8 protein-coding genes and 1 tRNA gene are annotated in these 12,903 nt (G+C 73.0%); 2 read left to right on the plus strand and 7 right to left on the minus strand.

All coding sequences use genetic code 11. From position 1 onward, the window contains the following. Positions 1-3: 3 nt before the first annotated feature. The 4 genes from thrC to argS all read right to left on the minus strand — a co-directional run bounded on the left by thrC (position 4) and on the right by argS (position 5,587). Entirely contained in the window at positions 4-1,068 is a 1,065-nt protein-coding gene (gene thrC, locus ABEA04_RS11770; RefSeq protein WP_345458553.1) for a threonine synthase, read from the minus strand. Between the two features lie 2 nt (positions 1,069-1,070). Beyond that, positions 1,071-2,408 carry a homoserine dehydrogenase gene (locus ABEA04_RS11775; RefSeq protein WP_345458555.1) on the minus strand — a complete coding sequence of 446 codons (1,338 nt, stop codon included), beginning with the start codon at positions 2,406-2,408 and terminating at the stop codon, positions 1,071-1,073. Positions 2,409-2,498: 90 nt separating this feature from the next. Then, positions 2,499-3,905, minus strand: a complete 1,407-nt coding sequence (gene lysA, locus ABEA04_RS11780; RefSeq protein WP_345458557.1) for a diaminopimelate decarboxylase — start codon at positions 3,903-3,905, stop codon at positions 2,499-2,501. Between the two features lie 11 nt (positions 3,906-3,916). Continuing rightward, positions 3,917-5,587 (minus strand): arginine--tRNA ligase, encoded by a 1,671-nt coding sequence (gene argS, locus ABEA04_RS11785; protein WP_345458559.1) that lies wholly within the window; start codon positions 5,585-5,587, stop codon positions 3,917-3,919. A gap of 82 nt (positions 5,588-5,669) precedes the next feature. On the opposite strand from argS, the gene ABEA04_RS11790 reads away from it, so the two are divergent. Further along, positions 5,670-5,742, plus strand: a tRNA-Arg gene (locus ABEA04_RS11790). Positions 5,743-5,813: 71 nt separating this feature from the next. Here the strand turns inward: ABEA04_RS11790 and ABEA04_RS11795 are convergent. The 3 genes from ABEA04_RS11795 to ABEA04_RS11805 form a co-directional block, all read right to left on the minus strand. Beyond that, positions 5,814-7,019: a PP2C family protein-serine/threonine phosphatase gene (locus ABEA04_RS11795; protein ID WP_345458561.1), complete on the minus strand. Its 1,206-nt coding sequence runs from the start codon at positions 7,017-7,019 to the stop codon at positions 5,814-5,816. Between the two features lie 120 nt (positions 7,020-7,139). Beyond that, the gene (locus ABEA04_RS11800) at positions 7,140-8,045 is read right to left on the minus strand and encodes an LCP family protein (RefSeq protein WP_345458563.1); all 906 of its coding nucleotides are present in this window, start codon (positions 8,043-8,045) and stop codon (positions 7,140-7,142) included. Positions 8,046-8,101: 56 nt separating this feature from the next. Further along, positions 8,102-8,743, minus strand: a complete 642-nt coding sequence (locus ABEA04_RS11805; RefSeq protein ID WP_345458565.1) for a hypothetical protein — start codon at positions 8,741-8,743, stop codon at positions 8,102-8,104. Positions 8,744-9,107: 364 nt separating this feature from the next. Between ABEA04_RS11805 and ABEA04_RS11810 the strand changes: the two genes are divergently transcribed. Further along, the gene (locus ABEA04_RS11810; protein ID WP_345460318.1) at positions 9,108-12,854 is read left to right on the plus strand and encodes a multifunctional oxoglutarate decarboxylase/oxoglutarate dehydrogenase thiamine pyrophosphate-binding subunit/dihydrolipoyllysine-residue succinyltransferase subunit; all 3,747 of its coding nucleotides are present in this window, start codon (positions 9,108-9,110) and stop codon (positions 12,852-12,854) included. Positions 12,855-12,903: the final 49 nt, after the last annotated feature.

Raw genomic sequence — 12,903 nt, forward strand, 5'->3', positions numbered from 1 at the left:
CGGCTAGCGCAGTCCCGCGGCGGCGGCCGCGGCGTCCACGTCGGCGTCGATGACGGTGTCGACGAGCGCGCCGGCGCCCTCGAGGGCGGTGGCGGTGTCCTTGAGCCCGTGCCCGGTGACGGTGACCACGACGGTCTGCCCGGCGTAGGAGGTGCCGGACGCGACGTCGGCCAGCAGCCCGGCGACGCCGGCCGCCGAGGCGGGCTCGACGAAGACGCCGTCGCGGCGGGCGAGCTCGCGCTGGGCGCTGAGGATCTGCTCGTCGGTGACCGCCGCGAACCGACCGCCGGACTCGTTGCGCGCCGCCTCGGCGAGCTTCCACGACGCCGGGTTGCCCACACGGATGGCGGTGGCACGCGTCTCGGGATCGGGCACCGGCTCGCCGTGCACGAGCGGCGCCGCGCCGGCGGCCTGGAAGCCGACCATGCGGGGCAGCCGGGTGGACCGGCCGAGGGCGAGGTACTCGGTGTAGCCCATCCAGTAGGCCGAGATGTTGCCGGCGTTGCCCACCGGCATCAGGTGCACGTCGGGGGCGTCGCCGAGCAGGTCGACCACCTCGAACGAGGCGGTCTTCTGGCCCTGCAGCCGCACCGGGTTCACCGAGTTGACCAGCTCGACGGGGTAGTCCCACGCCAGCTGCCGGGCCAGGGCGAGGCAGTGGTCGAAGTTGCCGCGCACCATCAGCACCTGCGCGCCGTGCAGCAGCGCCTGCGCCATCTTGCCGGCGGCGATCTTGCCCTCGGGCACGAGCACGATCGGCTTGAGCCCCGCCTTGGCCGCGTAGGCGGCCATGGACGCCGAGGTGTTGCCGGTGCTGGCGCACACGACCGCCTGGGCGCCGTCGGCCTTGGCGACCGAGATGGCCGCGGTCATGCCGCGGTCCTTGAACGACGCCGTGGGGTTGCAGCCCTCGACCTTGAGCCAGACCTCGGCGTCGGTGAGGCCGCTGAGCCACTCCGAGGTCACGAGCGGGGTGCCGCCCTCGCGCAGGGTGACCGCCTCGACGCCCTCGGGCAGCTCGAGCAGGTCGCGGTACTCCTCGATGACGCCTCGCCACTGGTGCACCACGACTACTCCTCGACTCCTTCGACGCGCATGACTGAGGTGACCTCGCGGACGACGTCGAGCCCGCGCAGGTGCTCGACGGTGGCCGCCAGCTGGGCGTCGGTCGCCCCGTGCGAGACGACGACGAGCTGGGCGTCGTCGTCGCGTCCCTCCTGGCGCACGGTCTGGATCGAGACCCCGTGCTCGGAGAAGGCCGTCGCGACGGTGGCCAGGACTCCGGCGCGGTCGTCGACGTCGATGGCCACGTGGTAGCGGGTGCGGGCCTCGCCCATCGGCAGCACGGCCCGGTCGGCGTAGGCCGACTCGCCGGCCCCGCGGGTGCCGGTGACCCGGTTGCGGGCCACGCCCACGAGGTCGCCGAGCACGGCGCTGGCGGTGGGCGGCCCGCCCGCGCCGGGTCCGTAGAACATCAGCTGGCCGGCGGCCTCGGACTCGACGAAGACCGCGTTGTAGGCCTCGCGCACGCTGGCCAGCGGGTGGGTGCGCGGGATCATCGCGGGGTGCACGCGCACGGCGACCGCGGCGTCCTCGTCGTCGCCGTCCCCGTCACCGGAGCCCGGGCGCAGCTCGCAGATGGCGAGCAGCTTGACGACGCAGCCCATCTCGCGGGCCGAGGCGATGTCGGCGGCGGTGACCTCGGTGATGCCCTCGCGGTGCACGTCGGAGGCGGTGACGCGGGAGTGGAAGGCGAGCGAGGCGAGGATGGCGGCCTTGGCGGCGGCGTCGAAGCCCTCGACGTCGGCGGTGGGGTCGGCCTCGGCGTAGCCGAGGTCCTGGGCCTCCTCGAGCGCCTCGGCGAACCCGGCGCCCGAGCTGTCCATCTTGTCGAGCACGAAGTTGGTGGTGCCGTTGACGATGCCGATGACGCGGGTGACGCGGTCGCCGGCGAGCGACTCGCGCAGCGGCCGCAGGATCGGGATGGCGCCCGCCACGGCCGCCTCGTAGTAGAGGTCGCGGCCGGCCTTCTCGGCCGCCTCGAACAGCGTGGGGCCGTCCTCGGCGAGCAGGGCCTTGTTGGCGCTCACGACGCTGGCGCCGTGCTCGAGCGCGGTGAGGATCAGGGTGCGGGCCGGCTCGATGCCGCCGATCACCTCGACGACGAGGTCGACGTCGTCGCGCGAGACGAGCCCGAGCGCGTCGGTGGTGAGCAGGTCGGCCGGCAGGTCGACGTCGCGGGGGGCGTCGAGGCGGCGCACGGCGACGCCGGCCAGCTCGATCGGGCGGCCGACGCGGGCGGCGAGGTCGCCGGCCTGGTCGCGCAGCAGCCGCACCACCTGGGAGCCGACCACCCCGCACCCGAGGACGGCGACCCGCAGCGGCGCGTCGGGAGGCGTGCGGGTCACGCGGTCATCCTCCCAAGGTCTGGCATCGGCGTCCCACCGGCGTCTCACGCGCGTCGCACCGGCCCGTCACCCGGCCCGTCATCCGGCTCGTCACCCGGCGGCACCGACGTCGGTGGCCAGCAGGTCGTCGACGGTCTCGCGGCGCACGATCACCCGGGCCCGTCCGTCGCGCACGGCGACCACCGGCGGTCGCAGCGCGTGGTTGTAGTTGCTGGCCATCGACCGGCAGTAGGCACCGGTGGCGGGCACGGCGAGCAGGTCGCCGGGGCGCACGTCGCCGGGCAGGAACTCGTCGCGGACGACGACGTCGCCGGCCTCGCAGTGCTTGCCCACCACCCGCGCGAGCACCGGCGGGGCGTCGGAGGCGCGGCCGGCCAGCGTGCAGGAGTAGTCGGCGTCGTACAGGGCGGTGCGCACGTTGTCGCTCATGCCGCCGTCGACGCTGACGTAGGTGCGCACCGCTCCCCCGTCGAGCGCGACCGGCTTGACCGTGCCGACGGTGTAGACGGTGCAGGTCGAGGGGCCGACGATGGCGCGGCCCGGCTCGATCGACAGGTGCGGCCGCTCGATGCCGAGGGCGCGGCACTCGTGGTCGACGATGCGGGTCATCTCGGCCGCGAGGTCGGCGGGCTCGCTGGGGTCGTCCTGGGTGGTGTAGGCGATGCCGAAGCCGCCGCCGAGGTCCATCTCGGGCAGGGTGACCCCCAGCTCGTCGGCGATGCGGGCGTGCAGCGCGAGCACCCGGCGCGCGGCGACCTCGAAGCCGGAGGCGTCGAAGATCTGGCTGCCGATGTGGGAGTGCAGCCCCTGCAGCCGCAGGCCCGGCGCGGCCAGCACCCGGCGGACGGCGTCCATCGCGTCGCCGCTGGTGATGGAGAGGCCGAACTTCTGGTCCTCGTGCGCGGTGGCGATGTACTCGTGCGTGTGGGCCTCGACCCCGGCGGTGACGCGCACCATGACCGGCTGGACGACGTCCAGCTCGGCGGTGATCTGCGCCAGCCGCTCGATCTCGACCAGCGAGTCGACCACGATGCGGCCGACGCCCTCGGCGACCGCGCGCCGCAGCTCGGGGTGGGTCTTGTTGTTGCCGTGGTAGCCCAGGCGCGCGGGGTCGACGCCGGCGCGCAGCGCCACCGTGAGCTCGCCGTCGGAGCAGACGTCGAGGTGCAGGCCCTCCTCGGCGACCCAGCCGGCGACGGCGGTGCAGAGGAACGCCTTGGCGGCGTAGTAGACGTCGTAGCCGGCGAAGCCGTCGCGGAAGGCCCGGGCGCGGGCGCGGAAGTCGTCCTCGTCGAGCACGTAGGCGGGCGTGTTGTGCTCGGCCACCAGGTCGGCGACGGCCACGCCGCCGACGACGAGGTCGCCGTCGCGCTTGTGGGCGGTGCGGCTCCAGAGCGAGGGCACCAGGGCGTTGGGGTCGGCGGGCGGGCTCAGCCAGGCCGGGCCGCGCAGGGCTCCGGGCGCGTGGGCCCAACCGGCCTCGTGGGTCGTCGACATGCGGGCTCCGGTCACATGCGCTCGGGCGCGGAGACGCCGAGCAGGTCGAGGCCGTTGGCGAGCACCGTGCGGGCGGCCCCCACCAGCAGCAGACGGGCGAGGTTGGCCGGGCGCACCGGCTCGTCGCCCTTGGGCAGCATGCGGCACTCGTCGGTGTCGTACCACTTGTTGAACACCGACGCGGTGGCCTCGAGGTAGCGCGCCACCCGGTGCGGCTCGCGGAGGTCGGCGGCGCTCGCCACCACCGCCGGGAACTCCGCCAGCGCGCGCAGCAGCTCGCCGTCGCGCGGGTGCGAGAGCAGCGACGGGTCGAAGTCGTCGCCCTGCGGCGCCACCATGCCGAGGTCGGCCGCGTTGGCCGTCATCCGGCAGGTGCGGGCGTGCGCGTACTGCACGTAGTAGACGGGGTTGTCGTTCGAGGCCTTGGTGATCTCGGCGACGTCGAGGGTCAGCGGCGTGTCGCAGGGGTAGCGCGCCAGCGAGTAGCGCAGCGCGTCGACGCCGATCAGGTCGACGAGCTCCTGCAGGGCCACGATGTTGCCGGCCCGCTTCGACAGCCGCAGCTCCTCGCCGTCCTGCAGGATCTTGACCAGCTGCCCGATCAGGACGTCGAGGGTCTGCTCGGGGTCGTCGCCGGCGCAGGCCGCCATCGCCTTCAGGCGCCCGACGTAGCCGTGGTGGTCGGCACCGAGCAGGTAGAGGCAGCGGTCGAAGCCGCGCTCACGCTTGTTGACGTAGTAGGCGGTGTCGCTGGCGAAGTAGGTGAGCTCGCCGTTCGACCGGATCAGCACCCGGTCCTTGTCGTCGCCGAAGTCGGTGGTGCGCATCCACAGCGCACCGTCGTCGTCGAAGAGGTGGCCCTGGGCGCGCAGCTTCTCCAGCCCGGTGGCGACGTCGCCCTCGTGCAGGCTGCGCTCGGAGAACCAGACGTCGAAGTGGGTGTTGAACCCGTCGAGCTGGGCGCGCTGCTCGGCCAGCTGCAGCTCGTAGCCCCGCTCGCGGAACGCCAGCCGGCGCTCGTCGGCGGGCAGGTCGAGGATGCCCGGGTGGGCGTCGAGGACCCGGCGCGCGAGGTCGTGCACGTAGTCGCCCTGGTAGCCGCCCTCGGGCACCTCCTGGCCGAGCGCGCGCGCCTCGATCGAGGCGCCGAAGAGGTCCATCTGGTTGCCGCGGTCGTTGATGTAGAACTCGCGGACGACGTCGGCCCCGGCGGAGGCCAGCACCCGGGCGATCGCGTCGCCCATCACCGCCCACCGCGTGTGGCCCAGGTGCAGCGGGCCGGTGGGGTTGGCCGAGATGAACTCGACATCGATGCGCTGGCCGGCCAGCACGTCGGTGCGCCCGTAGGCCGCACCCGCGGCGACGACCTGCCGCGCCACCTCGCCCTGCGCGCCGGCGGCGACGGTGAGGTTGAGGAATCCGGGACCGGCCACCTCGACGGCCTCGACGCCGTCGCGGGCGCGCAACCGCTCGGCCAGCAGCTCGCCGAGGGCACGGGGGTTGGTGCCGGCCCGCTTGGCCAGCTGCATCGCGACGTTGGTGGCGTAGTCGCCGTGCCCCTGCTGGCGCGGACGCTCGATGGTGACCTCCGCCGGGACGCCGTCGGGCAGGGCCAGCGAGCCGTCGTCGACGAGGCCCTGGAGGGCCTCCACGACGGCGGCGGAGAGATCGGCGGGAGTCACCCGGCCAGGGTATCGGCGGGCGCCGGTTGAGCTGAGCCGAGTATCAGCCGGTAGGGTCTGGGCTCGGCCCGACGGGGCCGTTGCCTCCGTAGCTCAGGGGATAGAGCACTGGTTTCCGGTACCAGGTGCCGCAGGTTCGAATCCTGCCGGAGGCGCCCTCGGCGCCGGGCCTCACGGCCCGGCTCCCGCCGTCCCCCGCACGACGATCGTCGTGACCTCGCCGGCATCAGCGGGCGGGGCCCGGGTTCTCCACGACGATCACGGCGATGTCGTCCTCGTGGTGGTCGCCGGTCATGTCGGCGATGATCCGCTCGAGGCGGGCCGGGTCGCGGCGGTGCCGCCCGGCGAGGTCGACGAGACGGTCGAGGCGGTCGTCGATGCTGCTGTCGCGGGTCTCGACGAGGCCGTCGGTGTAGAGCAGCAGCTGGTCGCCGGGCTCGAGCACGGTGGTCGCGTCGTGGCGTCCCCGGCCGTCGCCGACCCCGAGGAGGGTGTCGGGCGAGGGCGAGTCGAGCAGCCGCACCTCGCCGTCACCGGGCACGAGCAGCGGGGGCGGGTGTCCCGCGTTGGCGTAGGTCACCCCCAGCTCGCCCGACCCGTCGGCGGCGTCCACGGTGGCGAGCACGGCGGTGGCCAGGACGTCGACGTCGAGGTCGGCCATCGCCTCCTCGAGCCGGGTCAGCACGCCCGCCGGGGTCGAGGGGTCCGACCAGGCGAGGGTCCGGAGCATGCTGCGCAGCTGTCCCATGGCGGCGGCGGCCTCGATGTCGTGACCGACGACGTCGCCGATCATCACCGACGTCGCGCCGGAGGCGAGCTCGAGGGCGTCGTACCAGTCGCCGCCGACCTCGTGCGCCGCCGGGCGGTAGGCCGCCCGCAGGCGCACGTCCGCGGGCTCGGGCAGGTCCGCGAGCAGCGCGTGCTGCAGCACCGAGGCGACCGAGCGGTCGCGGGCGCTGGCCTCGGCGAGCCGGGCGTTGAGCGTCTCGGTCAGCCGCGCCGCCTCCTCGCGCGCCTCGCGGGCGCGGACGAGCTCGGTGACGTCCTCGGTGTAGTGCAGCACCAGCTCGACGGCGCCGTCGTCACCGAGCACGGGCACCTCGGTCACGTTCCACAGCCGGCGGTCGAAGCCGCCGTCGGGCAGCGGGATCTCGTAGGGGTAGTCGGCGAGCACCTGGGGCTCACGACGGTCGACGGCGGCCCGCATCACCTGCCGCAGCGCCTCGGCCTGGCTGCGGCCGTGCCGGTCGGGCGGGTCGGGGAAGACGTCGAAGACGTAGCGGCCGGCGATGTCGTCGAGCCGCAGGCCGACGGCGTCGAGGTAGCGCGGGTTGGCGTGCACCATCGTCAGGTCGGCGTCGAAGACGAGCAGCGCGACCGGCGCCGCCTCGAACATTGCGCGGTAGTGCGCCGGCGTGAGGTCCGAGCCCACGTGTCCCCCTCGTTCTCTGCTGCCCGACTGCTCGCAACCTAGCCCCGAGGCGGGCGCGGTGACTCGGGTTCGGAGCGGACCGGCCGCCGGATCGGTGCGGCGGGGGTGAGCCCCGGCTCGTCAGCAGCGCGAGATGACGGCGTCCTTGCGGGCGTCGCGGCCGTAGCGGCGGGCGTCGGCGACGTTCGGCGTCACGACGCTCGCTCCGCCGATGGTGGCGATGCCGCCGGTGACGACGCAGCCGGTGATCTTCCTCGGGTCGACGTTCGCGACGACGTGCGCCAGCGCGAACAGCTCACCCGGGCCGAGGTCGGTGTGCAGGTGCTTCATCACCGAGAGCACCCCCTTCTCGACGAAGCCGCGGGTGCCGAGGTTGTCGGCGATCTTCGCCTGGATGCCGGCCAGCACGATCTGCTGGTTGGCCGAGCGGTCGAAGTCGCCGCCGGGCAGCGTCTTGCGCACGCGCGCGAACGCCATCGCCCCGTAGCCGTTGAGCCTGATCCTCCCCTGCTCGAAGCCGAGCGGCTTGAGGTTCTCGTCGGAGAAGGCGCGCGGGTTGCGCACGGTGATGCCGCCGATGTCGTCGACCATGTCCTCGAAGAACGGGAAGCGGGTGACGAAGACGTAGTCGGGCTCGATGCCGACCAGCTCGCCGACCGTGCGGCCGAGCAGCTGGGGGCCGCCGTAGTAGAGGGCGGCGTTGATGCGGTTCGACCCGACGCCGGGGATCGAGACGTAGGAGTCGCGCGGGATGCCGATCGAGGTCGCCGCGCCGGTGCGGGTGTTCATGCCGACCAGCTGCAGGGCGTCGCCGCGCACGCGCAGCATGTCCTCGCCGGGCCGGGCGTCGGAGCCCACGGCCAGGATCCACACGACGTCCGGGCCGACCGAGACGCCGCCGGCGTGCTGCACCTTGACCAGCGCGGCCTGCGTGGAGGCCACCCCGGCGTCGGGCACCACCAGGCCGACCGTGGCGAGGACGACGGCCAGCACCGTCGTCCGCGCCCACCGCCGCAGGCGCGCCACCGTCGTCCTGGTCCGGTCGGTCCCACCCGTCGAGGTGGTCGAGGTCGTCTCGCCGCTCACACCTGCCCCCGCTCCACGTCGTAGCCGAAGACCCGCCAGGCGCCGCGCTGGTAGGTCAGGTAGAGGTCGCCCGTCACGCGCTCGCGGCGCTCGACCTCGCCGGTGAGCTGCAGCCCCAGCTTGAACCGGGCGGTCACGCCGGCGGCGCGGTCGCCGTCCGCGAGCACGTCGATGACCAGCCGACGGCGGGTGGCGCGGACGGCGTCCACGCGCTCGCCGACGGTGGCGTTGGTCAGCAGCCGCCGGTCGCCGCGGGCCTGGTCGCGCACGTTCGCGGTGAAGACGGCGAAGGCGTCGTCGAAGTCGGCACGCGGGTAGTCGCCGAGGTAGGCGGCGTCGATCCAGCGGTCGACGACCCCGGTCACCTGGGACTTGAGGCGTTCGCGGGTGCTCTCGTCGAGCCGGCCGCCGACCACGCTGCGCACGGTGGCGCGGGTGGGCAGCGCCGGGGGCTGCGCGTCGGGCGTCGCGCTGGCCGCGGCGGGCTCGGACTGCGGTCCGTCGAGGTCGGCCAGGTCGTGGCCGCCCGAGCAGCCGGACGTCGCGAGCACCGCGCCGGCGAGCGCGGCCGCGAGCGCGGGACGGACGCCGCGCGGACGGTGCGGGCGGCCGGGGTGCTGTGGTCGGTGGGGCTGCATGGGCGTTCAGCACTCCGATTCGGGGACGTCGGACCCGGCTCGTCGCCGGGCTGTCGTCAGGTATTTCGAGCGTTTTGGTCGGGATTTCCTCGGGCACGCGCCGCCGCGGGCCGGTCGGCCGGCGGGGGCACCGGGAACAGGGTGCATGACGCGGGCCACGGGGCCGCGCATTTGCTGGCGTGTGGGACTAGCCTGGACAGGTCGCCCGGTCCGTGAGCCGCGCGCCGGGCGATGGTGCCCGGCCGCGTTGCCGGGTGCCACCGCCGCCACATCGTCCACGTCGCACCCGAAAGAGGCGAAACCAGCCGTGCCGCAGTCGCCAGGCCCCTCCACCAGCACCTCCACCTCCACGGGCCCGGCAGGGGTGCAGCCGCCCGGTGACGAGTTCGGGGCCAACGAGTGGCTGGTCGAGATGATGCGCGAGCAGTACGACGCCGACCCCGGCAGCGTCGACGAGTCCTGGGCGGCCTTCTTCCGCGACGGCGCCCACGGCGCCTCGAGCAACGGCCACGGCGCGGCCAACGGGGCCGCCCCGGCGCAGGCCGGGACGAAGCAGGAGCCGAAGGCCGAGACGAAGACTGAGGCGAAGGCCGAGCCGAAGACCGAGGCCAAGACCGCCCCGAAGACCGAGGCGAAGACCGAGCCGAAGGCCGACGCGAAACCGAAGGCCGAGCCGCGGCCGACCGGCAAGGCCGCCGAGCCCGCCAAGGCCACCAGCACCCCGACGCCGAAGGAGCCCGACACCACGGGCGGCGGCGCGGCTTCCGACGAGCCCACCGTCACCGTGCTGCGCGGCGCCCCGGCCCGCACGGCGCAGAACATGGACGCCTCGCTCAGCGTGCCGACGGCGACCTCGGTGCGCTCGGTGCCGGTCAAGCTGCTGTGGGACAACCGCACCGTCATCAACAACCACCTCGCCCGCGCCCGCGGCGGCAAGGTGTCCTTCACCCACCTCATCGGCTACGCGCTGGTGCGCGCGCTGCGCACGATGCCCGAGATGAACGTCGGCTACGACGTGGTCGACGGCAAGCCGAACCTGATCCGGCCGGCCCACGTGAACCTGGGCCTGGCGATCGACGTCCAGAAGTCCGACGGCACGCGCCAGCTGCTCGTGCCCTCGATCAAGGCCGCCGAGTCGATGGACTTCGCCGGCTTCTGGACCGCCTACGAGGAGGTCGTGCGCAAGGCGCGCGACAACAAGCTCACCATCGCCGACTTCCAGGGCACCACGATCAGCCTCACCAACCCCGGCGGCATCGGCACGGTGCACTCGGTGCCGCGCCTGATGAAGGGCCAGGGCGCCATCATCGGCGTCGGCGCCATGGAGTACCCCGCCGAGTGGCAGGGCGCCTCGGCCGAGGCCATCGCGCGCAACGCCATCAGCAAGACCATGACGCTCACCTCGACCTACGACCACCGCGTCATCCAGGGTGCGCAGTCGGGTGAGTTCCTCAAGCGCGTGCACCAGCTGCTGCTGGGCGAGGACGGCTTCTACGACGACATCTTCCGCTCCCTGCGCATCCCCTACGAGCCGATTCGCTGGGCCGCCGACATCGCGACGTCCCACGACGACGAGATCAGCAAGCAGGCGCGCATCCTCGAGCTGATCCACGCCTACCGGGTGCGCGGGCACCTGATGGCCGACACCGACCCGCTGGAGTACCGCCAGCGCAGCCACCCCGACCTCGAGGTCGAGTCGCACGGGCTGACGCTGTGGGACCTCGACCGCGAGTTCGCCACCGGCTCCTTCGGTGGCGAGGGACGCCGCTTCATGAAGCTGCGCGCGATCCTCGGCATCCTGCGCGACTCCTACTGCCGCACCACCGGCATCGAGTACATGCACATCATGGATCCCGAGCAGCGCCGGTGGATTCAGCAGCGCGTCGAGCAGCCGCACACCAAGCCGCCGCGCGAGGAGCAGCTGCGCATCCTGCTCAAGCTCAACCAGGCCGAGGCGTTCGAGACCTTCCTGCAGACCAAGTTCGTCGGCCAGAAGCGCTTCAGCCTCGAGGGCGGCGAGACCACCGTCCCCGTCATCGACGAGATCTGCGAGGCCGCGGCCGAGGCCGACCTCGACGAGGTCACCATCGGCATGGCCCACCGCGGCCGGCTCAACGTGCTCGCCAACATCGTGCAGAAGAAGTACAGCCAGATCTTCCGCGAGTTCGAGGGCAACATCGACCCGCGCACCATCCAGGGCTCCGGCGACGTGAAGTACCACCTCGGCGCCGAGGGCGAGTTCACCTCCGAGAAGGGCGACACCGTCAAGGTGTCGGTGGCCGCCAACCCCTCGCACCTCGAGGCGGTCGACCCGGTGCTCGAGGGCATCGCGCGCGCCAAGCAGGACGTGCTCGACCGCGGCGTCGACTACCCGGTGCTGCCACTGCTGGTGCACGGCGACGCCGCCTTCGCCGGCCAGGGCGTCGTGGCCGAGACCCTCAACCTCTCCCAGCTGCGCGGCTACCGCACCGGCGGCACCATCCACGTCGTCGTCAACAACCAGGTCGGGTTCACCACCTCGCCGGGCAGCTCGCGCTCCTCGCTCTACTGCACCGACGTCGCCCGCATGGTGCAGGCGCCGATCTTCCACGTCAACGGCGACGACCCCGAGGCGTGCATCCGCGTCGCGCGGCTGGCCTTCGACTACCGGCAGACCTTCCACAAGGACGTCGTCATCGACCTGGTCTGCTACCGCCGGCGCGGCCACAACGAGGGCGACGACCCGTCCTACACCCAGCCGCTGATGTACGACCTGATCGAGCAGAAGCGCTCGGTGCGCAAGCTCTACACCGAGTCGCTCATCGGTCGTGGCGACATCACGATCGAGGAGGCCGAGCAGGTGCTGGCCGACTACCAGCAGCAGCTCGAGCGGGTCTTCACCGAGGTCAAGGAGGCGACGTCCCAGCCCTCCGACTGGACGACGGTGCCCGACTACCCCGACAAGCCGTCCATCGACGCCGAGACCGCGATCGGCCGCGAGTGCCTCAAGCGCATCGCCGACGCCTACGTCACCCCGCCCGAGGGCTTCACCGTGCACCCGAAGGTGATGCCGCAGCTGCAGCGTCGCGCCAACGCCATCACCAGCGGCCCCATCGACTGGGGCACCGGCGAGATCCTCGCCTTCGGCTCGCTGCTGATGGACGGCCGCCCGGTGCGCCTGGCCGGCCAGGACAGCCGCCGCGGCACGTTCGTCTCGCGCTTCGCCACCATCATCGACCGCGTCAACGCCGACGAGTGGACGCCGCTGGCCAACCTCACCGAGGACCAGGCCAAGTTCTTCGTCTACGACTCGCTGCTCTCCGAGTACGCCGCCCTCGGCTTCGAGTACGGCTACTCGGTGGCCCGGCCCGAGGCGCTGACGCTGTGGGAGGCGCAGTTCGGCGACTTCGTCAACGGCGCCCAGACCGTCATCGACGAGTTCATCTCCTCCGGCGAGACCAAGTGGCGCCAGCAGTCGGGCGTGGTCATGCTGCTGCCGCACGGCTACGAGGGGCAGGGTCCCGACCACTCCTCCGCGCGCATCGAGCGGTTCCTGCAGATGGCGGCCGACGACGCGTTCGTGGTCGCCCAGCCCTCGACGCCGGCGTCCTACTTCCACCTGCTGCGCCGCCACTCGCTGGGCTCGAGGCACCGGCCGCTGATCGTCTTCACGCCGAAGTCGATGCTCAAGCGCAAGGAGGCGGCCTCGCAGCCCGACGACTTCACCTCGGGCACGTTCCGCCCGCTCATCGGTGACGGCGCGGCCGACCCCGACAAGGTCGACACGCTGCTGCTGTGCTCGGGCCGGGTCACGTGGGACCTCTCGGTCGAGCGCGGCAAGCGCGAGGACGGCGACCGCTTCGCGATCGCCCGCGTCGAGCAGCTCTACCCGCGGCCCGAGGCCGAGATCAAGGCCGAGATCGCCCGCTACCCGCACCTGAAGGCGGTCCGCTGGGTGCAGGACGAGCCGGCCAACATGGGCGCCTGGTCGCACTACGCCATGAACGTGTGGCCGGGCGTCGACGCCACGGTCGAGCCGGTCACGCGGCCGGAGTCGTCCTCGCCGTCCGTCGGCACGGTCAAGCGTCACCTGGCCGAGCAGAAGGAGCTGCTGGAGCGCGCGTTCGCCTGACCGGCCGCGCCGGGGCGACCCGGCCGGGTGAGGTGCCGCAGGTAGCATC

Origin of the sequence: Nocardioides marinquilinus, assembly GCF_039543705.1 — a bacterium.
Lineage (GTDB): Bacteria > Actinomycetota > Actinomycetes > Propionibacteriales > Nocardioidaceae > Nocardioides > Nocardioides marinquilinus.

Bases quoted from the DNA above. Each gene is read 5' to 3' on its own strand.
- lysA (WP_345458557.1), bottom strand. From the start codon at position 3,905: ATGTCGACGACCCACGAGGCCGGTTGGGCCCACGCGCCCGGAGCCCTG.
- ABEA04_RS11805 (WP_345458565.1), bottom strand. From the start codon at position 8,743: ATGCAGCCCCACCGACCACAGCACCCCGGCCGCCCGCACCGTCCGCGC.